This window comes from Tsukamurella asaccharolytica (assembly GCF_007858435.1).
GTDB classification, from domain to species: Bacteria; Actinomycetota; Actinomycetes; order Mycobacteriales; family Mycobacteriaceae; genus Tsukamurella; species Tsukamurella asaccharolytica.
The window spans coordinates 114973-139636 of record NZ_VIGW01000008.1 but is presented as its reverse complement, the minus strand read 5'-3'; the positions used below and the strand labels follow the sequence as shown (position 1 = coordinate 139636).

At 72.3% G+C, this 24664-nt stretch carries 18 protein-coding genes; 11 read left to right on the top strand and 7 right to left on the bottom strand.

Annotated elements, in window-relative coordinates:
- From FK529_RS15070 to nirD, 6 genes are all read left to right on the top strand, one after another.
- On the top strand, window positions 1–1101 hold a 1101-nt coding region (locus FK529_RS15070; protein ID WP_269432098.1), incomplete at its 5' end, for an ABC transporter ATP-binding protein.
- Window positions 1098–1973, top strand: coding sequence for an ABC transporter permease (locus FK529_RS15065; RefSeq protein ID WP_146562653.1), 876 nt, complete (start codon window positions 1098–1100; stop codon window positions 1971–1973). The genes FK529_RS15070 and FK529_RS15065, both read left to right, overlap by 4 nt.
- A gap of 173 nt (window positions 1974–2146) precedes the next feature.
- Window positions 2147–6052 carry a bifunctional nitrate reductase/sulfite reductase flavoprotein subunit alpha gene (locus tag FK529_RS15060; RefSeq protein ID WP_146562651.1) on the top strand — a complete coding sequence of 1302 codons (3906 nt, stop codon included), beginning with the start codon at window positions 2147–2149 and terminating at the stop codon, window positions 6050–6052.
- On the top strand, window positions 6039–7715 hold the full coding sequence (locus FK529_RS15055; RefSeq protein WP_158635131.1) for an NTP transferase domain-containing protein: 1677 nt from the start codon (window positions 6039–6041) through the stop codon (window positions 7713–7715). The genes FK529_RS15060 and FK529_RS15055 overlap by 14 nt, the downstream gene beginning before the upstream one ends.
- A 124-nt stretch (window positions 7716–7839) precedes the next feature.
- A complete protein-coding gene (nirB, locus tag FK529_RS15050; RefSeq protein WP_146562647.1) occupies window positions 7840–10377 on the top strand; it encodes a nitrite reductase large subunit NirB in 2538 nt (845 codons plus the stop codon).
- Entirely contained in the window at window positions 10374–10781 is a 408-nt protein-coding gene (gene nirD / locus FK529_RS15045; RefSeq protein ID WP_146562645.1) for a nitrite reductase small subunit NirD, read from the top strand. Before nirB ends, nirD begins: the two co-directional genes overlap by 4 nt.
- 232 nt (window positions 10782–11013) lie before the next feature.
- Here nirD and FK529_RS15040 read toward each other — a convergent pair whose 3' ends face one another.
- On the bottom strand, window positions 11014–11313 hold the full coding sequence (locus FK529_RS15040; protein ID WP_146562643.1) for a hypothetical protein: 300 nt from the start codon (window positions 11311–11313) through the stop codon (window positions 11014–11016).
- 25 nt (window positions 11314–11338) lie between these two features.
- On the opposite strand from FK529_RS15040, the gene FK529_RS15035 reads away from it, so the two are divergent.
- A complete protein-coding gene (locus FK529_RS15035) occupies window positions 11339–11551 on the top strand; it encodes a hypothetical protein (protein WP_146562641.1) in 213 nt (70 codons plus the stop codon).
- 6 nt (window positions 11552–11557) lie between these two features.
- On the opposite strand, the gene FK529_RS15030 is transcribed toward FK529_RS15035, so the two are convergent.
- From FK529_RS15030 to car, 5 genes are all read right to left on the bottom strand, one after another.
- Window positions 11558–12265: a sirohydrochlorin chelatase gene (locus tag FK529_RS15030; protein WP_146562639.1), complete on the bottom strand. Its 708-nt coding sequence runs from the start codon at window positions 12263–12265 to the stop codon at window positions 11558–11560.
- Between the two features lies 1 nt (window position 12266).
- Window positions 12267–13424, bottom strand: coding sequence for a uroporphyrinogen-III synthase (locus FK529_RS15025; RefSeq protein ID WP_146562637.1), 1158 nt, complete (start codon window positions 13422–13424; stop codon window positions 12267–12269).
- Window positions 13421–14833 carry a nitrate/nitrite transporter gene (locus FK529_RS15020; RefSeq protein WP_146562635.1) on the bottom strand — a complete coding sequence of 471 codons (1413 nt, stop codon included), beginning with the start codon at window positions 14831–14833 and terminating at the stop codon, window positions 13421–13423. The genes FK529_RS15025 and FK529_RS15020 overlap by 4 nt, the downstream gene beginning before the upstream one ends.
- A gap of 145 nt (window positions 14834–14978) precedes the next feature.
- On the bottom strand, window positions 14979–15461 hold the full coding sequence (locus FK529_RS15015) for a single-stranded DNA-binding protein (protein ID WP_146562633.1): 483 nt from the start codon (window positions 15459–15461) through the stop codon (window positions 14979–14981).
- Between the two features lie 180 nt (window positions 15462–15641).
- Window positions 15642–18965 carry a carboxylic acid reductase gene (gene car, locus FK529_RS15010; RefSeq protein WP_146562631.1) on the bottom strand — a complete coding sequence of 1108 codons (3324 nt, stop codon included), beginning with the start codon at window positions 18963–18965 and terminating at the stop codon, window positions 15642–15644.
- A gap of 231 nt (window positions 18966–19196) precedes the next feature.
- Here car and FK529_RS15005 point away from each other — a divergent pair, with 231 nt between their 5' ends.
- The 4 genes from FK529_RS15005 to FK529_RS14990 are packed head-to-tail and all read left to right on the top strand — an operon-like array spanning window position 19197 to window position 23733.
- A complete protein-coding gene (locus FK529_RS15005; protein ID WP_231703105.1) occupies window positions 19197–20315 on the top strand; it encodes an LLM class flavin-dependent oxidoreductase in 1119 nt (372 codons plus the stop codon).
- A gap of 18 nt (window positions 20316–20333) precedes the next feature.
- A complete protein-coding gene (gene sfnG, locus FK529_RS15000; RefSeq protein ID WP_146562627.1) occupies window positions 20334–21443 on the top strand; it encodes a dimethylsulfone monooxygenase SfnG in 1110 nt (369 codons plus the stop codon).
- Window positions 21440–22651, top strand: coding sequence for an SfnB family sulfur acquisition oxidoreductase (locus FK529_RS14995; protein WP_146562625.1), 1212 nt, complete (start codon window positions 21440–21442; stop codon window positions 22649–22651). The genes sfnG and FK529_RS14995 overlap by 4 nt, the downstream gene beginning before the upstream one ends.
- Window positions 22652–22704: 53 nt before the next feature.
- Complete coding sequence (locus FK529_RS14990; protein ID WP_146562623.1) at window positions 22705–23733, top strand: Atu2307/SP_0267 family LLM class monooxygenase; 1029 nt, start codon at window positions 22705–22707, stop codon at window positions 23731–23733.
- 59 nt (window positions 23734–23792) lie between these two features.
- Here the strand turns inward: FK529_RS14990 and FK529_RS14985 are convergent, their stop codons facing one another.
- Window positions 23793–24458: an SPFH domain-containing protein gene (locus FK529_RS14985; RefSeq protein ID WP_146562620.1), complete on the bottom strand. Its 666-nt coding sequence runs from the start codon at window positions 24456–24458 to the stop codon at window positions 23793–23795.
- Window positions 24459–24664 lie beyond the last annotated feature (206 nt).

The window sequence follows — 24664 nt, the reverse complement described above, 5'->3', positions numbered from 1 at the left end:
CAGGTCGCGGACGGCCCGCAGGCCCCGGCCGGGCCGCAGCCCGCGGCCGGCCCCTCGGCACCGTCGGCACCGACCGACCGGACCTCGACCCCGCAGGCGCCCCAGCGCCCACCGACGCCGCCGGCACGACCGGTCGCGCCCGTGCTTCCACCCGCGCCGGTCAGGCCCACCGACCTCAGGGCCCCTGGCGGCGGCCCCGGCGCACCGGTCATCAGCGTGCGGAACCTCGTCAAGAGTTACGGCGACGTGCGGGCCGTGGACGATGTCTCGTTCGATGTCGTCGCCGGGGGCACGTTCGCCTTCCTCGGCACGAACGGCGCCGGCAAGTCGACGACGATCAGTTGCATCACCACGCTGAAGTCCACGACGTCCGGCACGATCCACGTGGCGGGCATGGAGGTGGGCAAGCAGGACCTCGATATCCGGCGCGCGATCGGCGTCGTCTTCCAGGAGTCGCTCCTCGACCCGGCGCTATCGGTGCGGGAGAACCTGGCGCTGCGCGCGACCTTCTACGGCATCGACGCGACGACCGCGAAGGACCGGATCGCGGGCCTGTCGTCGTTGCTCGGGCTCGAGGAGTTCCTCACCCGCCGGTACAAGGCCCTCTCGGGCGGGCAGAAGCGGCGCGCCGACATCGCACGGGCGCTGATCCACCAGCCGCGCATCCTGTTCCTCGACGAGCCGACGACGGGCCTCGACCCCGACTCGCGCGACCGCGTCTGGTCGACCATCCTCGACCTGCAGAAGCGGCTGCGGCTCACCGTCTTCCTCACGACGCACTACATGGAGGAGGCCGAGCGCGCCGACCGCGTCGCGATCATCGACCACGGCCGCATCGTCAGCACGGGCACCCCGACGGAGCTGCGGAGCACCTACGCCAAGGACGAACTGCGGGTGACCCTGCGCGATCCCCGCCGCTTCGACGAGGCCGTCGGTGCGCGCGCACAGCGGGCCGGGAAGGAGAGGCGCATCGCGGTCGAATCGAGCCGCGAGGCGATGGCGCTGCTCCGCGACTTCGACGCCGACATCGCCGATTTCGAGTTCCGTCACGGGACGATGGACGACGTCTTCCTCGCGATCACCCGGGGCGGTGCGCGATGACCCTCCTGCATCTGACCCGGCGCAACGTCGTCGTCTTCTTCCGAGACCCGGCGGCCGTGTTCTTCTCGCTGCTCTCCCCGATCATCCTGTTCGTGCTGTTCTCCGCCTTCCTCGGCGGCGTGCAGACCGACGCCCTGCAGAAGTCCCTGCCCACCGCGAGCGCCGACGACGTCGACGCCTTCGTCTACTCCTGGGTGATCGCCAACCTGGTCATGATCACCACCGCGACGACCAGCCTGTCGGCGCTGGTCGTGTTCGTGAACGACCGCGTGGGCAACGTCTTCCGGGACTTCCTGGTCTCCCCGATCAGCCGGCTGCAGATGATCCTGGCCTACCTGCTCGGCGCCTTCGTGGTATCGATCGCGCTGAGCACGACGGTGTTCGTGCTCGCAGACGTCTACCTCGGCGTCGTGTACGGGGCGGCGTTGTCGGTCGGGTCACTTGCTCACGCGTACGCCCAGTTGATCGGGTTCTGCCTGCTGTTCTCCGCGATCTGGAGTTTCGTGGTCACGTTCATCGGCTCCGCCGGAGTCTTCACGTCGGTCGCGACGATCGTCGGGACCGCGGGCGGCTTCCTCGCCGGCGCCTACATCACCGTCGGCGCGCTGCCGAGCGGTGTGGTGACGTTCATGAACGTGCTCCCGCTCAATCAGGCCGCGACGCTGATGCGGGGGCCCTTCACTCGCTCCCCGCTCGACGCCCTCGCCGGAGCGTCCGACCAGGCCCGCACCACGATCGAGGAGGAGTACGGGCTCCTGCCCCACATCGCCTCCGCACAGGTTCCCGAGTGGGCGATCTGGTTACTATTCGCGGGCCTGTTCATCGTCTTCGTGCTCCTCGGCGCCTGGCGCATCGGCCGCAGGATCGGTTGAGCGGCCACGAGCCGGGCGCACCGCGAGCCGGCCGGCCTCTTCGCACGAGGTCGCGCCGGCGCAGTCGATCGCAGGACAGCTCACCGCCTGACGGCACCGCGAACGCGCAGCAGGTGACATCGCCGTAACAATCCGGCCCGAGCCCGGAAACACCGCACGGGCACCGTGGCGGCATGGACGTGGAGACGGTGTGCGGGTACTGCGGCGTGGGCTGCGGTCTCAGCCTGCAGGTGCGCGACGGCGCCGTCACGGGCTCCGTCGGCACGAAGCACCATCCTGCCAACCGGGGACGGCTGTGCACCAAGGGCGCCACCACCGTGGACCTGCTCGCGGCGGGCGGGCGGCAAGCTCGCGCCGAGGTGCGCGCGACCCGGGACGCGCCCCGGGCCCCCGTCGACCTCGCCGACGCGATCGCGGCGACCGGGCGGCGGTTGCGGGAGATCCGCGACGAGCACGGGCCCGACGCGATCGCCCTGTACGTGAGCGGGCAGATGACGCTGGAGGCGCAGTACCTCGCGACCAAGCTCGCCAAGGGCTTCCTCCGCACGAAATGGATCGAATCCAACTCGCGGCTGTGCATGGCGAGCGCCGGCACCGGCTACAAGCAGTCCCTGGGCTCCGACGGACCGCCCGGGAGCTACGCCGACCTCGACCACGCCGACGTCTTCCTCGTCCTGGGCGCCAACATGGCCGACTGCCACCCGATCCTGTTCCTGCGGATGATGGACCGCGTCAAGGCTGGCGCGAAGCTCATCGTGGTAGACCCGCGCCGCACCGCCACCGCCGCGAGGGCCGACCTGCACCTGGCCGTCCGCCCGGGCACCGATCTGGCACTGCTCAACGGCCTCCTGCGGCTGTTGGCCGAGAAGAACGCCCTGGACCGGGACTTCATCGACGCCCACACCGAGGGCTGGGACGCCATGCCGGCCTTCCTCGAGGACTACCCGGTGGACCGCGTCGCCGAGATCACGGGCCTCGCGGCCGCCGACGTCGAGCGCGCGGCCGAGCTCATCGGCGGCGCCACGAACTGGACCAGCCTGTGGACGATGGGGCTCAACCAGTCCACCCACGGCACCTGGAACACGATCGCGATCTGCAACCTGCATCTCGCCACCGGTGCGATCTGCCGCACGGGCTCCGGCCCCTTCAGCCTCACCGGGCAGCCGAACGCGATGGGCGGCCGCGAGATGGGCTACATGGGGCCGGGACTCCCCGGCCAGCGGTCCGTCCTCGACGAGGACGACCGCGCCCGCACCGAGGCCCTGTGGGGGCTGTCAGAGGGAACGATCCGCACCGATGTGGGCCACGGCGCCGTCGAGATGTACCGGGAGCTGGGCGCGGGCACCGTGAAGGCGGCGTGGATCATCTGCAGCAACCCCGTCGCGTCGATGGCGAACCGCTCCACCGTCATCGACGCCCTGCGCACCGCGGAGCTGGTGGTCGTGCAGGACGCGTACACCGGCTCCGAGACCGCGGAGTACGCGGACGTCGTGCTGCCCGCGGCGCTGTGGGCCGAGACCGACGGGGTGATGGTCAACTCGGAACGGACCCTCACCCGCACCGCGGCCGCGATACCGCCGCCCGGCGATGCGCTGCCCGACTGGAAACTGCTGTGCCTCGTCGCCGCCGAGCTCGGGTACGGCGCCGACTTCGACTACCCCGACGCCGCCGCGGTCTTCGACGAGCTCAAAGCCTTCCACAACCCGCGCACCGGCTGGGACGTCCGCGGCGTCGACCACGCGCGGCTCACACGGGGCCCAGTGCAGTGGCCCGCGGCGCCCGGCGGGTCCGAACGGAACCCGATCCGATACCTCGATCCCGAGAACCCCGCCCGGGGGCCCGTCTTCGCCACACCGTCCGGCCGCGCGCGCTTTCTCCCCCGCCCGTACCTGCCGCCCGCCGAACTGCCCGACGACGAGTACCCGCTGATCCTCACGACCGGCCGCCTCGCGCACCAGTGGCACACGATGACCAAGACGGGCCGCGTCGCGAAGCTCAACCGCCTCAACCCCGCGCCCTTCCTGCAGCTCAGCCCCGAGGACGCCGACCGGCTCGGCGTCGCCGACGGCGCGCGGGTGCGGGTCTCGAGCCGGCGCGGCGGCGCGACTCTGCCGGTCGCGGTGGACGACGCCGTCCGTCCCGGAGTCTGCTTCGCCCCCATGCACTTCGCCGATGCCTTCGGAGAGGACGTGGCCGTGAACGCGGTGACCAGCGACGCCGTCGACCCCGAGTCCCTGCAGCCCGAGTTCAAGGTGAGCGCAGTCGCGATCACCCCCCTTCCGGCGGACCCGCCCTCCCCCGTCGAGGCGCCGGAGTCCCCCCTCGCAGCGGCACTGGCACCGTACGCCTCCGGCCCGGGCGAACTGACCGCCGAGGCGTCGGGCTTCCTCGGCGGCCTGCTCACCGGCCTGAGCGTCGCACCCCCGTCGGGCGTGCCGACGGTGCCCCGCGACGCCCCGCTCGCCCCGATCGCCCGGGCCTGGCTCGAGGGCGTCCTGGCCGGCGTGTTCGGCGGGGCCCCGCAGGCACCGGCCGCGACAGTGACTGTCGTCTGGGCGTCCCAGACGGGCACCGCGGAGACGTACGCGACGGACTGCGCCGCGGCGCTGCGCGGCGCGGGCATGACGGCGACGGTCCTCGGCGCCGAAGTGGTCTCGCCCGCGCAGCTGACGGGCACCGTGCTCTTCCTGGTCGCTACGACCGGCGACGGCGAGGCTCCCGACAACGGCGTCGCGCTGTGGGATGCGCTGGCCGCGGCCGAGCCCGGCGACCTCGGCGGTCTACGGTTCTCCGTCCTGGGCTTCGGCGACCCCTCGTACGCCGACTTCTGCGGCTTCGCCCGCAAGCTGGACGCCCGGCTCGAGCACCTCGGGGGCGCCCGGCTCGCGCCCCGCGCCTCGTGCGAACCCGACTACGCCGAGACCGCCGCCGCCTGGCTCGGCGCCGTCGTGACGGCGCTGGATCCGGAGGCCGCTCCGCCGCGGCCCACCGCGCCGGAGCCGACGGGGCACTCCCGGACCAATCCGATGCGCACCCGTTTGCTCGAATCCGAGCTGCTCTCCGGCGAGGGATCGGCGAAGGACGTGCGCCGCTTCACCTTCGCGCTCCCGTCCGCCGCGCTCACCTACCGCGCCGGCGACGCGCTGGGGATCTGGCCGGTGAACTCGGGGGCCGTGATCGAGGAGTTCTGCGCCCGCACCGGCGTGCAGCGGGACGCCGCCGACCTGGACCGCAAGGATCTCACGCGGATCACCCCCGAGCTGCTGCGATTCGTCGCGGACCGCTGCGCGGTGAGCGACGAGCTGCACGCGATCCTCGACGAGCCCACGACGTTCGCCTCCTGGACCTGGGGCCGCCAGCTGCTCGACCTGCTCGCCGCGCACCCGGTCGAAGCCACGCCGGCGGAGTGGGAGGCACTCCTGCGGCCGCTCACACCCCGGCTGTACTCGATCTCGTCGAGCCCGCGCGAGGATCCCGACCGCGTCTCGATCACCGTCTCCGTCGTGGTCTTCGAGCACGACGGGCGACGCCGCGGCGGTGCCTGTTCTACGCATCTCGCCGGTCTCGTCGCGGGCGGCGAGGTGGATGTCTTCGTGCAGCCGACCCGCTCCTTCCTCCCGCCGGAGGACGCCGACGCGCCCGCGATCATGATCGGCCCGGGCACGGGCATCGCGCCCTTCCGCGGCTTCCTGCACGACCGGGCCCGCCGCGGCGCGACGGGACCGAACTGGCTGTTCTTCGGCGAGCAGCACGAGGCCACCGACTTCTACTACCGGGCCGAGCTCGACGCCCTCGCCGCCGACGGGGTGCTCACCCGGGTGGATACCGCCTTCTCCCGCGACACGGACCGGAAGGTGTACGTGCAGGACCGGATGCGCGAGCACGCCGCCGAGCTGTGGGAGTGGATCCGGCGCGGCGCGCACGTGTACGTCTGCGGCGACGCGGCCCGCATGGCCCGCGACGTGGATGAGGCGCTGCGCGGTATCGTCGCCGAACACGGCCACCTGGCCCCGCGGAGCGCGGAGGCCTACCTGGCGGCGCTGTCCGCCGAACGGAGATACGTGCGTGACGTCTACTGACCGCGACTCGGCCGCGTCCTTCGACGCGGCCGTCGTCGTGGCCGGTGGCAGTGCTCGCCGCCTCGGGCGGGACAAGCCCGAGGTCGTGGTCGGCGGACGGCGCCTGCTCGACGCTGCGATCGCCGCGGCCGGCGGAGCCGCCGTCGTAGTGGTGGGGCCGTCGCGCGCGGTGCCGGAGCGCGTCATCGCGGTCCGGGAGGAACCGCCGGGCGGCGGACCGCTCGCCGCGATCGCCGCAGGACTCGCAGCCGTCCCCGCGGAGGCTCGGACGGTCGCGGTGATGGCTGCGGACCTCCCCGAGGTGGAGCCGTCGGACCTCGCCCGGATCGCCGCGCTGCGGTCCGCGACCGGCGCGCCGGTGGCCCTCGCGGAGGATCACCACGGCCACGCCCAGTACCTGCTCTCCGTGTGGGACGTCGCCGCGCTGCGCGCCGCAGTCGCGGACGCCGCCGCGGGTGGCCCCGTCCACGCGATCGTGCCGACCGACGCCCCGCGACTGCGCCTGCCGCTCGCGGACGTCGACACCCCGGAGGACCTGGCCCGAGCCGAGGCATCGCCCCTCGCGGTCCGCCGACTCCTCCGGGCCGCCCTTCCCGCGCTCCCGGCGGCGGGCGGTCCGCCGGTGCCCGGTTCCGTACTCGCGGAGCCGCTCGCAGCCGCCGCATCCTTCCCGCCGTTCGACCAATCCGCGATGGACGGCTGGGCGGTCGCGGGCCCGCCACCCTGGCGCCCCGTCCACGGTGCGGCGCGCGCCGGGCACGCCGCGCCGGCACTGGCGGCCCGCACCGCGATGCGCATCGCGACGGGCGCACGCCTGCCCGCCGGTGCCGATCGCGTGATCCGGGACGAGGAGATCTCGCGGGACGGCACATTTCTGACCTGTATCGATCCGCTCCGCAACGACGTCCGACCGACGGGGTCGGCGTGGGCGCCCGGAGCGGTGCTCGCCGCCGCGGGCACCGCGGTCGACCCGGCGCTGGTCTCGCTGGCCACCGCGGCGGGCGTGTCCGCCGTCGCGGCGCGCGGACCCGTGCGGATCCGGCTGCACTCCTCCGGCGACGAGGTCGGCGCGACGGGCGGCGCGGGCCTACCGGAGACCGCGTGGGGCCCTGTCGCCGCGACCTTCGGCGCCGCCGGCTGCGCCGTCGTGCGCGGCCCGCACCTGCCCGACGCGCCCGCGTCCTTCCGCGCCGCGCTCCTGCCCGACGGTGCCGACGTGGTCGCGATCATCGGCGCCACCGGCCGCGGTGCCGCGGACCTGCTGCGCGGCGCTCTCGCCGGGGCCGGGGCGACGCTGCTCGTCGACGGAGTGGACGTACGCCCCGGAGGCTCCCTCCTCGTCGCGACAGTGCCCGACGGGCCGGTCGTGGTGGGCCTGGGCGGCAACCCGATGGCGGCGATGCTGGGGGCCGCGCTTCTGGCGCAGCCCCTGCGCGCTGCCCTCGTGCGCGAGGCGCCGCGCACGGCCGAGCTGCTCCCGCTCGCCCATGCCAGCCCCGACGACCGCTGGCGCATGCTGCCCGTCGAACCCGACGGTCTGGGCCGCTGGGGCCTCCCGTCGACGGTCGCGACGCCGCACCTGCGGGACGCGGTGGGCCGCCGCGCCATCGCCCTGGTGCCCCCGCTCGCGCGGCCCGGCGACCTGGCCGAACGCCTCGCCTGACTCCTCACACCCGTCTCCTCCGCGCTGTGAGGAAGGCGTGATCGTCGGGCAACACGGCGGCACAACCCCGCAACACCGCCTCCTTAGATTCGGTGCCAACGGTTTCCGGCGAGAGGAGAGGCCCATGGGCACCCAGCGCACCGTCGTCGTGGTGGGTCACGGCATGGTCGGGCACAGGTTCGTGGAGGCGCTGCGCGCGCGCGACGAGACGGGGGCCTGGAGGATCGTCGTCCTGGGCGAGGAGGCCGACGGCGCCTACGACAGGGTGGGACTCTCGTCCTACATCGGGGCGTGGGACCGTACCGAGCTGGCGCTCGCGGGCAACGACTACGCGGGAGATCCCCAGGTGGACCTGCGGCTCGGCGCGGCGGTGACCGGCATCGACCGCGACGCGCGGACGGTGACGACGGCCGACGGAGTGATCGCCTACGACGCGCTGGTGCTCGCGACCGGGTCGTACGCCTTCGTGCCGCCGGTTCCGGGCCACGACCTGCCCGGATGTCACGTCTACCGCACCCTCGACGACCTGGACGCGCTGCGCGCGGACGCCGATGCCGCCCTGGCCCGGTCAGCAGAGCCCGTCGGGATGGTGGTCGGCGGCGGCCTGCTCGGCCTGGAGGCGGCCAACGCGCTCCGCACGCTGGGCCTGCGACCGCACGTCGTGGAGGTCAACCCGCGGCTGATGCCGCAGCAGGTCGACACCGGCGGCGGCGAGCACCTGGCCCGCATGATCGGCGACCTCGGCATCGACATCACGCTGTCGTCCGGCACCGTCGACATCGCCCCCGGCGAGCACGGGCTCGCCGTGACGCTCAAGGACGAGAGCGTCGTGGACGCGGCCGTCGTGGTCTTCGCCGCGGGCGTCCGACCGCGCGACGAGCTGGCCCGCGATGCGGGGCTGACCGTCGGCGAACGCGGCGGCGTCATCACCGACCTGTCCTGCGTCACCTCGGATCCCGCGGTCTACGCCATCGGCGAGGTAGCGGCGATCGAGGGGCGCTGCTACGGCCTCGTCGGCCCCGGCTACGCGACCGCCGAGGTGGTCGCGGACCGCCTGCTCGGCGGTGACGCGCAGTTCCCGGGTGCGGACCTGTCGACCAAACTCAAGCTGCTCGGCGTCGACGTCGCCTCCTTCGGCGACGCCCTGGGAACCACGCCCGGCGCGCTCGACGTGGTCGTGAGCGATCCGATCGGCGGGACCTACGCCAAGCTGGTGCTCTCCGACGATGCCTCGACACTGCTCGGCGGCGTGCTGGTCGGCGACGCCTCCCAGTACGGCGTACTGCGGCCACTGGTCGGCTCGTCGCTGCCGGGCGATCCGGTCTCGCTCATCGCGCCCGCCGGCGACGGCTCCCCCGGGATCGGGATCGGCGCGCTCCCCGACACGGCGCAGGTCTGCTCCTGCAACGACGTATCGAAGGGCACACTCTGCGCGGCGATCGCCGACGGCGCCTGCACGGTCGCCGAGCTCAAGGCCTGCACCAACGCTGGCACGTCCTGCGGTTCCTGCGTGCCGCTGCTCTCGCAGCTGCTCGAGGCCGAGGGCGTCACGGTCTCGAAGTCGCTGTGCGAACATTTCGCCCAGTCCCGCGCCGAGCTCTTCGAGCTGGTGCAGGCCAGCGGCATCCGCACCTTCTCCGGCCTGATCGAGCGGTTCGGCTCGGGCACGGGATGCGACCTCTGCAAGCCGACGGTGGCGTCGATCCTCGCCTCCACCAGTTCCGACCACATCCTCTCCGGCGAGCAGGCCTCGCTGCAGGACAGCAACGATCACTTCCTGGCGAACATCCAGCGCAACGGCACCTACTCCGTGGTGCCGCGAATGCCGGGCGGCGACGTGACCGCCGAACAGCTCATCGTGATCGGCGAGATCGCGCGCGACTTCGGGCTGTACACCAAGATCACCGGCGGCCAGCGGATCGACATGTTCGGCGCCACCGTCGACCAGCTGCCGCTGATCTGGCGCCGCTTGGTGGACGCCGGAATGGAGTCCGGGCAGGCCTACGGTAAATCGCTTCGTACGGTGAAGAGCTGCGTCGGCAGCGACTGGTGCCGCTACGGCCAGCAGGACTCGGTCCAGCTCGCCATCGACCTCGAGCTCCGCTACCGCGGACTGCGCTCGCCGCACAAGATCAAGATGGGCGTCTCCGGCTGCGCCCGCGAGTGCGCGGAGGCCCGCGGCAAGGACGTCGGCGTGATCGCCACGGAGTCCGGCTGGAACCTCTACGTCGGCGGGAACGGCGGGATGACGCCGAAGCACGCCCAACTCCTGGCGGGCGACCTCGACCGGGAGACGCTGATCACGTACGTCGACCGGTTTCTCATGTACTACATCCGCACGGCCGACCGGCTGCAGCGTACGGCGCCGTGGGTCGAGGCCCTGGACGGCGGCATCGACCGGCTGCGGGAGGTCGTCATCGACGACGCGCTCGGCCTGAACGCCGATTTCGAGGCCAGCGTCGAGCGGCACGTCGACGGCTACGGCTGCGAGTGGAAGGGCGTCCTCGACGATCCCGACAAGCTCGCCCGGTTCGTCTCCTTCGTCAACGCCCCCGGCGCCCCCGATCCGACCGTCGATTTCGGCGAGAAGAACGGCCGCAAGGTGCCGATCCTGCTGGGCACCCCCACCCTGTCCATGCCACCGAGGGAGGACCGCGCATGAGCACCGCACCCTTCGACCTGCACCGCTGGACCCGTGACTGGACCGCGGCGTGCCCCAGCACCCGGCTCGAACCCCTCCGCGGGGTGGCCGTGCTGCTGCCCGACGGCGCCCAGGTCGCCCTGTTCCGGCTGGCCGACGACAGCATCCGGGCGATCGGCAACGTCGATCCGCTCGGCCGGGCCGCGGTGCTCTCGCGCGGCATCGTCGGCGATCGCGGCGGCTTCCCCGTCGTCCAGTCCCCGCTGAAGAAGCAGGCCTTCAGCCTGCTCGACGGCCGCTGCCTGGACGTGCCCGGCGTCTCGATCCCGGTGTACGCCACGCGGATCTCGCTCGACGGGACGGTCTTCGTCGCGAACTCCCCCGACGTCCGCTTCGGCTACCGTCCCCGCCCCCGCACCCTCTGATCGCACCACCGCTACTCTGCTCCTGACAGCTGAACAGGAGTGGACGATGGCCGGTCAGGGCGATTCTTCCGAGGGACAGCAGGATCGGGGGCCGCTCGCGGCGGCCGACGTGCGGTCCTTGATCGGCGCGATCGCGCCGATCGTCGACGCCCGCGTCGCCGCTGGGACGCCGCACGGGCGGATCGGTCCTGCGGTACTGCACGCCGACGGTGACGGCGCTATCTTGGCCGAGTCACCGGCTGATCGCGGGAACGAGGCCGATATCTACGCCGCGCCCGAGATCCGCGCCGGCGCGGCCCCTACGGCCCGGTCCGAGGTCTTCGCGCTGGCCGGCACGACGTACACCCTGCTCACGGGGCACCCGCCGAACCTGTACGGTGTCGCGACGGTCCGCCGCGATCGGCCCGACCTCGGGCCCGAGGTCGACGGTGTGCTCCTGCAGGCGACCGCGCAGGCTCCCGAGCTCCGGTTCGCGTCGGCGGGACTTCGCCGCTGCACTCGACGAGGCGCTCGACCGGCCGGTGCCGCCCACGGCAGTCCCCGTCCCGGATTCCGTGATGACGACGTCACTCGCGGCGCCACCGGCGCCACCCACCCCGGCGCCGCCCGCTTCGGCCGCGCCCGCCACCTCGGTGCCGCCGACGCCGCGCCCTCCGGCGGCCGCACGCTCCCGGTTCGCGATCCTCGAGGCGGCACTGCCGTTCATCTTCCTGCTGCTGGTCGCGCTCGTCGCGGCCGGCTTCATGGCGCTCTTCCTCAGCGGGTCGTGAGCCGCGTCACTTCCCGTTCGCCGGCACGCCCAGTCCGGCGTGGCTGCGGCGCAGGCAGGCGAGGCGCACGAGCGAGGGGTGCAGGCCCAGCGGTGCCGCGACGACGTCGGCGCCGGAGTCGCGCAGGCGCTGCTGGAACAGCCCCTCCGCGAGGAGGTAGGAAGCGACAGCGACGCAGGGCGCCCCGTCGGACCGGACGCGGGCCACGACCTCGGGGACCGACGGATACCCCTCGCTCTGCTGGCTTGGCGCGGCGAAGGCGATGGATACGCGGCTGCCCACCAGCGCGGAGAGCGCCGCGGCCATCCGCCGCAGTTCGCCCTGCGCGTGCACGTCGCGGGTTCCGGCGGCGGCCATGACGACAGCGTCGCCGCGTTGCCAGCCCGCCTCCTGCAGGCGCCCGAGCATGGCGCGGGCGAGCTCCGGGGACGGGCCGAGCGCGGGCGTCACCGTGGCGGCACGATGGCCGGATTCGGTGACCTCACGCGGCAGGTCCTGGCGCACGTGGAAGCCGCTGGACAGGAACGCGGGCACCACCACTGTGGGCTCGTCGTCGAGCTCGGCGAGGACCTCGGCCGGGGTGGGACCGAGGACGTCCACGAAGGCCACGCGGACGGTCTCGAACAGCCGCGCGGACATCGCCGCGGCGAGGTCACCGACCATCGCGACCCCGCGCTCGCTGCGCGTGCCGTGCGCCACCAGGAGGGTTGCCACGTCAGTGCTCCTCATCGGTCGCGAGGCGGTAGCCCCGCTTGACCACGGTCGCGACGATCTCCTTGTGGCCCAGCCCCGCACGGAGACGCGCCACGGCGGCCTCGACGGCGTGCGGATCGTCGCCGCCCAGCGCGGCGAGCAGGTCGTCGCGGGAGACCACCGCGCCGGGTTCCCGGGACAGCAGGCGCAGCAGGACGATCGACGTGGGGGTGAGCTCGCGCTCCTCGCCGTCGACGACCGCGCCCCGCGCCCGCAGGCCGAGGCGGTGGCCCGCGACCGGGAGGTCCGGGCGGCGGTCGGGCAGGTCCTGTTCGACGAGCCGCGCCAGGGCACCGAGGCGCATGCGCTCGGGGGTGACGGAGGTGATGCCGGCCTGGTCCAGCGGGGTCGCGGTGACGGGGCCCACGCAATAGGGAACGACGGGCCCGCTCAGGGCGCCCCGGACGGCCCCGTCGAGCCCGAGCTCGGCGGCGCGCTCGAGGACCGACGCCGCGGCGGGAGCGGAGGTGAAGGTGATGGCGTCGACCGCCGAGGTGGCGAGGGTCTCGATGATCCGGTCGAGTCCGCTGACGTCCGCCGGCCGCTCCCAGCGGTAGACCGGGACCTCGACGATCGTCGCACCCAGCGCGCGGAGCCCGTCGAGCAGACCGGGGTTCGGATCCCACTTGTCGGGGGCCCCGTGGAGCTGGACCGCGACGCGCAGTCCCGACAGGCCTGTTCTCGCCAGGTGACTGAGCACCTCGGCGGAGGACTCCGACTCGGGCGACCACTCCTCGCGCAGGCCCGCGGCACGCAGCGCACCGGTGGCCTTCGGCCCGCGGGAGATGACCCGGCCGGCGCCGAGCGCCGCGAGCAGCGACTCCGCGACGCCCCACCCCTCTGCCGCCTCGAGCCACCCGCGGAATCCGATGCCGGTCGTCGCGACCAGCAGGTCAGGCGGGGCAGCGAGCAGGGCCTCGGTCGCGGCGCGGAGCCGTTCGTCGTCGGAGAGCGGGACGATCGCGATCGCGGGCGCCGCGAGTACCGTGGCGCCGCGCCGTTCGAGCAGGGTGGCCAGCTCATCGGCGCGGCGCGCGGCCGTGATGGCCACGGTGAATCCGAGAAGCGGCCGGACGGGCGCCTCGGTCATCGGATCGTGCTCCTTCGCTGCAGCGGTCATCGGGTGTCGGCGACGGTGAGCGCACCGTCGCGCGACGTGTACTCCAGCGTCCCATGCCCACGCGGGGCGGGCGTACGCACGTACACCTTCCAGGTGACCAGCGCGGCGACGACGTAGAAGGCACCGAACACCCAGAACGCGATCGTCGCGGTGCCGGAGGACTGATACGAGGCGCGCAGGACCAGGTTGATCCCGACGCCACCCAGGCCGCCGATCGCGCCGGCGATGCCGATCACGGCCCCCGACATCGCACGGGAGTAGTGCGTCCGCGTCGCGTCGTCCGCGTCGAGCGAGCGGGCCTTCGCCTCGAAGATCGACGGGATCATCTTGTACACGGATCCGTTGCCCAGGCCACTGAGGAGGAACAGGGCGATGAACCCGAGAACGTAGGCGCCGAGTACCGCGCCGGACGGGGCCCCGGAGCCTGCAGTGGTGGCCGCAGCGATGAGGACGCCGCCGGCGGCGACCATTCCGGCGAAGACGTAGAGAGTGACCCGGCCGCCGCCGAGCCGGTCGGCGAGCTTGCCGCCGTACACGCGGGAGATCGAGCCCAGCAGCGGGCCGAGGAAGGCGATCTGCGCGGCGTGCAGCGAGGCCTGCGCGGCAGTCTCGCCGCCGGCCCGGAACGTCGCCTGCAGGACCTGCCCGAAGGCGAAGGAGAAGCCGATGAACGAGCCGAAGGTCCCGATGTAGAGCAGGGAGACGATCCAGGTGTCCCGGTCCTTGGCCGCAGCGCGCATGGCCGCCGTGTCGACAGTCGGGACCTGCAGGTTGTCCATGAAGAGAGCGGCAGCGATGCCGGCCACAGCCAGCAGCACCAAGTACACGGCGCACACCCAGTAGGGCTCGCGGTTGCCAACGGTAGCGATGACGAGCAGCCCGACGATCTGCACGGCCGGGACGCCGATGTTGCCGCCACCCGCGTTGAGCCCAAGGGCCCAGCCCTTGAGTCGCTGCGGGAAGAAGGCGTTGATGTTGGTCATCGATGATGCGAAATTGCCGCCGCCGAAGCCGGTGAGGGCGGCGCAGGCGAGGTACACCCACAGGGGCTGCCCCGGGTTCGCGAGGATCACCATCGTGGCGATCACCGGAACAGCGAGCACGAACGCGCTGAAGACGGTCCAGTTCCGGCCGCCGAAACGCGCGGTGGCCAGGGTGTACGGGATCCGCAGGCAGGATCCCACGAGGGTGGCAGTGGCGCCGATGAGGAACTTGTCCGCGGTGGTCAGTCCGTAGACGTCCTGTGGCATGAACAGGACCATCACGGACCACAGCGACCAGACGGAGAAGCCCACGTGCTCCGCGATGACGGACCACAGCAGGTTCCGCTTGGCGATCTTCTCCCCGCCCGCATCCCACTGCTGCCGGTTCTCCGGATCCCAGTCCGTGATCGTGTGTGATCGGCTCATGTCAGACCTCCCGGTGCGTCGACGATCGCTGTCGCGTCGAAGGTAGGCAGCCGATGTTGCGCCACCGGTTCCCGCGGTGTCCGCCCCGTGAACTCGACCTCACGCTGCCGCACGACCGGGTGTGAGATCCTGCGCCTCCCCGAGCCTAGAGGTCCGGTTCGCCGACCAGCGCCGGTCCGCTGACGTCCGGACCGTCGACCGCCGAACCGTCCGCCGGAACGCCGGCGACCGTCTCCAGGGGCGGCGCGACCTCACGGTACCGCTCCCCCGTGCCGACGTACTGGCTCGCGCACATCCGCAGGTTGAGGCCGATCGCGTCGGCCTTGAGGTCCAGCGAGCTGTGCCGCTGCCCGTCGGCGCCGTCGAAGGTCTCGTGCTTGAGTTCGCCGTGCACGATGACGGGCCGACCCTTCGCGATCACCGCGCGTGCGTTGCGGGCGAGCGCGCCGAAGGCCTTGACGTTGAGCCAGACCGTGCTGGTCTGCTTCCACTCTCCGTTGTCGTCCAGGTAGCCGTTGTTGGCCGCCATCGTGAAGCTCAGGAAGTCGTGCCGCTGATCGCGGGCCGACTCCCGGTAGGTCAGATCGTTCGTGACGTTCCCCGCTGCGAATACCAGAACCCCGGGCATGACGCGCCTCCTCGTCGTCTCGCGCGACCGGCGGTTCCCGGCCGTCGTCGACGAGTGTCGCGCGCAGGGCCCGCCCCGGACGGCGTCCGAAGCGGGCCCTGTGGAGGAAAAACGTTACATACGCTTATCTGTGGATGACGGGCGGTTCGGCGGCGTGCCCGTCCCACCGCCGTGGCAGCCCTAGTCGAGCCACCCCGCCGCCGTGAACCCGTCGAGATACCGCTCGATCAGCCCGCGATCGAGCTGCGGGATGTCGCCCGGCCCCACGTTCTCGGCGCGGACGGACTCGCGGAACCGGTCTGCACTGAGCGCCGCGCCGGCGCCGGCCGCGGCGGGCGTCGTGAAGGAGTGCAGCAGCGGCAGCACCGAGCGGTGACGGTCCTCCGGGGGGAGGGCGCGCAGCGCCGCCTCGAATCGCGTGAGCCACTCGTCGTAGTCCGCGATCCGCTCGATCGGGCGGTCCTCGGCGATCCAGTCCACGAAGTCGTCGAGACCCGCGCCGCCCTCGGCGACGTTGAGGACGTGGAACGTGCGGAAACCGGTCCGGCCCGCGGACCCGAGACGGGTGATCGCCTCGGCGGTGAAGTCCACGGGCAGGCCGTCGTAGTGCGCGCGCGGCCCGCTCGGGTCGGCGGAGAAGGACGCGGGCGCGAGGCCCGTCTCGGCGATGCTCAGCAGTAGCCGGGTGAACTGGTCCACCGGGTTGTACTGCCCGCGGAAGCGGCTGTGGGCCAGGATCATGTTCGAACGGAAGACCCGCACCGGCAGTTCCGCGAGGTCGGCGGCCTCGCGGAGGAGCACTTCGCCCGCCCACTTGCTCAGGGCGTAGCCGTTGGCGTAGGCGTCCGCGCCGATCCTGCGTTCGGCGCCGGCCACCCGGACGTCGTCGTCCTCGACGAGCAGACGGCCGTCGTCCTGCGGGACCACCGCCACCGTCGAGACGTAGTCGATCGATTTGCGACGCACGGTGAGCGCGAGCCGGGCGATCTCCGCGGTCCCGACGACGTTCGGGCCGAACAACTGGTCGTAGGGCAGCACGTGGTTGACCATGGCGCCGCAGTGCGCCACGTGATCCACGCGCTCGGCCAGGCGGTCCCAGGTCGGGTCATCGAGACCCAGCGACGGTGCGCCGAAGTCCCCGGCGACCACCTCCAGGTGGCGCGCGGCGAGCTCCCCGAACTCGGCGGTGAGCTCCGGATCCGAGGTCCCGATCGCATCGAAGACGCGAGCGCGAGCGTCGTCGGCGTCGGCCCCGCGGACGAGGGCCACGACGGTGCCGCCGTGCGGCGCGACCCGGCGCAGCCACTCGAGCAGCAGGAACCGGCCGAGGTAACCGGTGCCGCCGGTGACCAGCACCGTCGCGGGCTCGCCGTGCGGGGCGGGGAGAGACGGTGCCGCCGCCAGCAGGCCCGGGTCGATGAAGCGGTCGAGCCGCAGGTCGGACGCGCGGGCGACGACGGCGCCTGCGCCATGGATCGACGCGGCGGTGGGCGCCTGGACGCCGCCCGACCGGGCCTCCTCGATGTGCGCGATCACGCCGCGCAGCGTCGCGGTGGGACCGACGATCGTCTGCACCGGCACCGGCAGGTCGTAGATCCCCTCGAGCGTGGTGGCGAGGGAGAGCGCCGACAGCGAGTCGCCGCCGAAGTCGAGGAACCGGGTGTCCTCGTCGAGCTCCTCCGGGAGCACGCCGAGGGTCAGAGCGGCGGCCCGCACGACGGTCTCCGTCACGGAGCCGTCGGCGTCGAGGGCACGCAGGCCGTCGCGGCGCCGGTTCTCGGCGGCGTCGTACAGGGCGTTCAGCTCGTCGCCGTATCGGGCGACGAGGGCGGGACGGACGAGCTTGCCAATGCCCGAGCGCAGCCCGTTCTCCTGCGAGAAGGGCTCGCGCTCGATGATCACATCGCGCGGCAGCTCGTAGGATGCGAGGTCGTTCGCGCGGGCGATCGCCGCCAGGCCGTCGAGGACGCGCGCACGGGTGTCGGCCTCGGACTCACCGTCGGGACCGGGCGCCGGTACCACCACGCCGAGCAGGTAGGAACGCTCGCTGGTGCCGTAGAGGAAGATCTGGTGCACGTCGGGCCCGGCGGCGTAGGTCGCCTCGAGCTGGGCGATCGGCACGAACTCGCCCTGCGCGAGCTTGATCACGTTGCTGCGGCGGTCGACGTACTCGAGGCGGTCGGGCGCGAGCTCGGCCATGACGTCGCCGGTGTGATAGAAGCCCTCGTCGTCGCGGATCCGCTTGTCCGAGTTGTAGTAGCAGGGGATCAGCTGGGTCGACTTGACCAGGAGCTCGCCGCGAGGATGCGGCGCATCCGTCACGGCGTAGCCGAGCTCGGGGACGTCGATGAGCTTGTATTCGGTGACCGGCGGGCGGACGATCGCTCCGTCGCGCAGGATGCCGCCCGCTTCGGTGGAGCCGTACCCGATCTGGATCTCGACGCCCAGCAGCCATTCCATGAAGGTCTGTAGCTCCGCGGAGAGCGCGGCGCTGGCGCTCATCACCACCTGGAGGCGGCCGCCGAGGACCCGGTCGCGCAGCTCGGCGCGCGCCGTCTCCGTGTCGGTCTCCGACTCGACGGCCAGGAACCGCTGATGGATCAACTCGCACACCCGGGGAACGAAACCGATGGCGGTCGGGCGGACGTCGGCGAGGTCGTCGAACAGCGTCGACATGTCGGACGAGGCGGCGAAGTAGCCGGTGCCGCCCGAGGCCAGCCCGGCGATGAGCCAGTTCCGGCCGTACATGTGGCTCATCGGGAGGAAGTGCAGTAGCGATTCGGACGGCAGGTCGAAGTCGACGAAGGTATCCACCTTCAGCCACGCGTCGACGACCAGCTTCTCCGTGTACATCGCGCCCTTCGGGGTACCCGTGCTCCCCGAGGTGTAGATCAACGTCACCAGGGGGTCGGTCCCGGGCTCGGCCTCGAAGAACTCCGGTGCGGGCAGGACCTCACCCGCGAGGATGTCGGACTCGATCCCCTCGTAGCCGGCGTGCTCGCCGTCGAACACCACGACCCGGGGCGTCGCGGAGGATTCGCCGAGCGCCTGCTCGGCGAGTCCGACCTGGTCAGCGCTGACGGCGAAGACCTTGGGGCGGGTCTCGTCGAGGATCGCGGCGATCCGGGCGGCGGGGGCTCCGGCCTGCAGCGGCACGTTCGGGGCGCCGAGAAGCGTGGACGCCAGGTCGACGGTGACGAAGTCCGCGCTGGTGAAGCCGAGGATCGCGACGAAGTCCCCCGGATCCAGCTCGCTGCGCCACGCCGCCGCCAGCGCAGTGACCCGGCGCCAGATCTCGCCGTAGGTGACGGTGGTGAAGGGCTCCCGGGGGCCGCCCGCCCGCGTCCCGAACGCCGGACGATCCGCGTACCGGGCGAAGATCCGCGCGATCACCTGGGGAAGCCGCTCGGCCTCCGCCGCGGCGGCCCCTGCCGCCGTAGCACCAGCCGTCGCGGTAGTACCGATCGTCGTGGGGCCGTCGCCCCGCTCCGTCTCGATCGACATCTGACACCTCTTTTCACTACGGAACTCTAACTAACTCCTTTCCTAGGGTAGCTACTGACAGGTAGGTGTGCACGTTCGACGCACCGCGAGTCGAACCCTGGCCCCCGACTACGCGCGGTGATGAACTGGAGCTTCGTAATTCTCGCTCCCCGACGGAAGGCCGATGTGAGCTCGCGCACACCTCTCCACCTGCACTGGTTTCTGCCGACCTACGGCGACTCGCGGAACCTCATGGCGGGCGGGCACGGCAGCTCGATGAACGGCGACCGTCCCGCGAACCTGCATTACCTCAAGCAGCTGGCCCTGGCCGCGGAGGCGAACGATTTCGAATCCGTCCTCATCCCCACCGGGCTGTGGTGCGAGGACTCGTGGCTCACCGCTGCGCTCCTCACCGAGGCCACGCAGACGCTCAAGTTCCTGGTCGCACTGCGTCCGGGACTGGTCAGCCCGCTGCTCTCGGCACAGATGGCGAGCACCCTGCAGTGGCAGTCCGGCGGGCGCGTCCTGCTCAACGTCGTCACCGGCGGCGAGTCCTCCGAGCAGCGCGCCTTCGGCGACACCCTGAGCAAGGACGAGCGGTACGCCCGGTGCAGTGAGTTCCTCGACATCACCACGCAGCTGTGGAGCTCGTCCGAACCGGTGAACGTCGCCGGGAAGTACGTCTCCGCGGAGAACGCGCTCCTCGCCCGCCGCCCCGATCCTGCTCCCCCGATCTTCTTCGGCGGCAGTTCGCCCGCCGCCGGCGACGTCGCGGCGAAGCACGCCGACACCTACCTCACGTGGGGCGAACCGCCCGCGCAGGTGACGAAGAAGGTGGATTGGATCCGTGGTCTCGCCGCCGAGCAGGGCCGCGAACTCACCTACGGCATCCGGCTGCACGTCATTTCACGCGACACCAGCGAGGAGGCGTGGGCCGAGGCGAACCGCCTGCTGAACAACCTCGACCCCGCGACGGTGCGCGCCGCCCAGGCGAGCCTGGCGAAGAGCGAGTCCGAGGGGCAGCGCCTGATGCGCGAACTGCACGGCGGCGGCGCGGCCTTCGACGAGGCCGCGGATGCCCGATCGTTGCAGGTGTACCCGGGCCTGTGGTCCGGCGTGGGCCTGGTCCGCGGCGGCGCGGGCACCGCGCTCGTCGGCTCGCACGACGAGGTCGCCGATCTCATCGCCGAGTACGCAGCGCTCGGCCTCGACCACTTCATCCTCTCCGGGTATCCGCACCTGGAGGAGGCGTACCACTTCGGTGAGGGCGTCCGGCCGCGACTCGCGAAGCGCGGCCTGCTCGGCGCGTCCGACGCATCGTCGGAGCCCGTACGCGGCGCCTTCCTGCCCGACCTCTCCCCCACCTCCTAGCCCAGAAGGACTGCACGGATGACAACCGAGAAGATCGCCGACCAGATCAAGTTCGCCTACTGGGTGCCCAACGTCTCGGGTGGCCTGGTCACCAGCGACATCGAGCAGCGCACCAGCTGGGACTTCGAGTACAACAAGAAGCTGGCGCAGACCGCCGAGCGCGTGGGCTTCGAGTACGCCCTCTCGCAGGTGCGGTACATGGCCAGCTACGGCGCCGAGTACCAGCACGAGTCCACGTCGTTCAGCCTCGCCCTGCTCGGCGCGACGGAGAAGCTCAAGGTCATCGCCGCCGTGCACCCGGGACTGTGGCACCCGGCCGTCCTCGCCAAGTTCGGCGCCACCGCCGACCACCTCTCGAACGGCCGGTTCGCGATCAACGTGGTCTCCGGCTGGTTCGCCGGCGAGTTCAAGGCCCTCGGCGAGCCGTGGCTCGAGCACGACGAGCGTTACCGACGCAGCGCGGAGTTCCTCGAGGTGATCCGCAAGATCTGGACCGAGGACAACGTCGACTTCGGTGGCGACTTCTACCGGATCCGCGACTTCACGCTCAAGCCCAAGCCGCTCAACACCCCGGAGCGCCCCAACCCGGAACTGTTCCAGGGTGGCAACTCCTCCGCCGCACGCGTCAACGGCGGCAAGTACGCCGACTGGTACTTCTCCAACGGCAAGGACTTCGACGGCGTCACCGATCAGCTCGACGACCTGCGCCGCGTGGCTCGGGAAGCGCAGCGGGAGGTCAAGTTCGGCCTCAACGGCTTCATCATCGCCCGCGACACCGAGAAGGAGGCGCGCGACACCCTCCGCGAGATCGTCGAGAAGGCGAACAAGCCCGCGGTCGAGGGTTTCCGGGATGCCGTGCAGCAGGCCGGCAAGTCCACCTCGGACGGCCGCGGCATGTGGGCCGACTCGTCGTTCGAGGACCTGGTCCAGTACAACGACGGCTTCCGCACCCAGCTCATCGGCACGCCGGAGCAGGTCGCGGAGCGGATCGTCGCGTACAAGGAGCTCGGCGTCGACCTCATCCTCGGCGGCTTCCTCCACTTCCAGGAGGAGATCGAGTACTTCGGCGAGAAGGTCCTGCCGCTGGTCCGCGAGATCGAGGCGAGCCGCTCCGAGGCACTGGTGTGACGGTCGCGCCGGACGTCGACTCGCGGCCCGCCGCGGCGATCGACACCGCCGAGGCCGCGGTCGCCGCGGCGCGCGAGCTCGCCGACAGGTTCGCCGACGGTGCGGCCGAGCGGGACCGCGAGCGACGCCTCCCCCACGCGGAGGTCGAATACCTCTCCGACGCCGGCCTCTTCGCGTTGACGGTGCCCGACCGCTTCGGCGGACCCGACCTGCCGCCGTCGGTCGTCGCGGAGGTCTTCCGCATCCTGGCGACCGCGGACGCGTCACTCGCCCAGATTCCGCACAGCCACTACGTGTACCTCACCGCCCTGCGCCTCGCGGGGCCGGAGGCACTGCAGCGCAGGATCTTCAAGCAGGTGCTCGACGGGGCGCGGATTGCCAACGCGCAGTCGGAGCGGGGCGGCAGGACGGTCGCAGAGGTGGCGACGACTCTGACGCGCGCGGCCGATCGCGCGTACCTCGACGGCGAGAAGTTCTACTGCACGGGTTCGCCCTACGCGCACCTCCTCGCGGTGCTCGCCCGCGATCCGGACACAGGCGAGCAGGTCGTCGCCTTCGTGCCGGCCGACACCCCCGGCGTCACCATCGCGGACGACTGGAACGCGCTCGGCCAGCGCACGACCGGCAGCGGCACCGTCCGGTTCGACGACGTCGCCGTACCGCTCGACGCAGTCCTACCGCGCTCGGCCGCGGTCTCCGAGCCCACCGGCTACGGCGCGTTCGCCCAGCTGTTGCACGTCGCCATCGACGCCGGGCTCGCTCGCGGCGCGGTGGAGGCCGCGGCCGACTTCGTCCGGACCAAGTCGCGGCCCTGGTTCGAGGCGGGCGTCGACCGGGCGCAGGACGATCCGCTCGTGATCCAGCGCTTCGGCGAGCTGACCGTGGCGGTGCGCGCCGCGGAGGCGGCGCTGACCGTCGCCGGGCGCGCGGTGGATGACGCTTTCGCGACGCCCGGGCCGGACGCCGCGGCGGAGGCCTCGCTCGCCGTGGCCACCGCCAAGGTGCTCGCGGACCGGGCGGCCACCGAGGTGCCGTCGGCGCTGTTCGAGGTGAGTGGCACGCGGAGCGCCGCGGGCGGGCTGGGCCTGGACCGGTACTGGCGCGACGCGCGCACCCATACGCTGCACGACCCCGTGCGGTACAAGGTGCACCATCTGGGCCGGTACACGCTCAACGAGGAGCGGCCGCCCCTCCACGGCGTCGTGTAGCGCCGGACGCGCACTATGCGGACTGCGGTCCGATTGGGTGTACGATGTCGCTCATGACGATTCCCGAGTTCGGCGTGGACACCTTCGGCGGCGTGACCAAGGACGCCCAGGGCGAGCCGTTGCCCCATCCGCAGGTGATCCGCGACCTCGTCGACGAGGCCGTCGCGGCCGACCGCGCGGGCCTCGACTTCTTCGGCGTCGGCGAGCACCACCGCGCCGATTTCGCCGTCTCCAGCCCGGAGACGGTCCTCGCGGCGATCGCCGGTCGCACCGAGACCATCCGCCTCGGTTCCACCGTCACGGTGCTCAGCTCGGACGATCCGGTGCGCGTCTACGAGCGCTTCGCGACGCTCGACGCCGTCTCGAACGGCCGCGCCGAGATCGTCGCGGGCCGCGGCTCGTTCACTGAGTCCTTCCCGCTGTTCGGCTACGACCTGCGGGACTACGAGGTGCTGTTCGAGGAGAAGCTGGAGCTGCTCGCCGCGCTCCTCACCGAGGAGCCGGTCACCTGGTCGGGCACGACGCGCGCCCCGCTGACCGAGCAGCGGGTGTACCCCACCACGGCCGCCGGCATCCGCGCCTGGGTGGGCGTCGGGGGAAGCCCCGAATCGGTCGTCCGCACGGCCCGGTACGGCTTCGGCCTCTTCCTCGCGATCATCGGCGGGCCCGCGGAGCGGTTCGCGGCGTACACCGACCTGTTCCGCCGGGCCGAGAACGAGTTCGGCGGATCGCCGCAACCCATCGCCGTGCACTCGCCGGGGCTGGTCGCGGAGACCGACGAGCGGGCCCGCGACCTGGTCCACGACGGCTGGCTCCGGATGCGCCGCCGCATGGGCGCCGAGCGCGGCTGGCCCCCGCCCTCGCCCGGCGACTTCGAGCGCGAGGTGGAGACCGGAGCGCTGTACCTGGGCTCGCCCGAGACCGTGGCGCGACGGATCGCCGCGACCGTCCGCACCCTCGGCGTCGACCGGTTCGACCTCAAATACGACCAGCCGGTGACCCACGCCGACCTGGTGGAGTCGATCTCCCTCTACGGCGAGCGCGTCGTCCCGATGGTCAAGGACATGCTGAGCGACGACTGACGCCGGTCAGCGGGCGCCTGCCGGCGACCTGCGCGTCGCCTTGTTGCAGCCGTGCGCGGTCACCGACCCGTGTCGCTGAAGACGATCGTCGCGCCGGGCGGCGTCGCCTCGATCATCCGCAGGCGTGCCAGCGCCGGGGAGCCGTCGAGCATCCGGCCGGCGTTGGCGAGCGCCCGCAGCGCGGCCGTCTCGGCCCGCGCCTCCTCCAGCCGGGCGGCGCCCCGCGCCTTGGCGGTGATCAGGCCGACCGCGGCGCTCCGGATCTCGGCCGGCAGCACCACGTCCTTGACCACCACGGTGAGCACCTCGATCCCCACGGACTCGGAGGCCGGGCCGACGCGCGAGCGGATCGCCTCACCGTCGACGGCCGCCGTGCGGCGCACCAGGTCGTCAATACCGATGCCGCCCAGAACCTCCCGCAGCGCGACCTGCGCCGCCAGGTAGACGACGGCGTCGGGATCGGCGGCGCGCTCGAGGTACGCGACGGGATCGGCGACACGCACGCGCAGCGCCATCGACACCCGGACCGGGACGGACTCAGCGGTGACGACCTCCTGCGGCGCGACGGCCAGCAGCCGCTCGGCGACGACGACGGGGACGACGCTGTGCGCCCGACGAACCCGATGAGGGCCGGACTCGAGGACGCGGGCGACGGCGCCGTCCCGGAACTCGACGGCGCGGCGGCCCACCGGCACGACGATGCGTCGGCCGCGGACTGCGGTCATGATCGACACGGTGGATCTCCTCTCGTGGCGGCCCGAGGGCCTTGATGGGTGTGGCGCCGGCCCGCCGGGCGGGCAGCGGCGGCGGGATGTCCCGGGCCGTGGCCGGGCATCGCAGGGCCGCTGCCGCCCGCGCTTCCGGCGGGACGGTGGTCGAGGGACTCGAACCCTCTGAGCCCTGGTGGGGCCGTGCCACTGGTCGGTTTGCC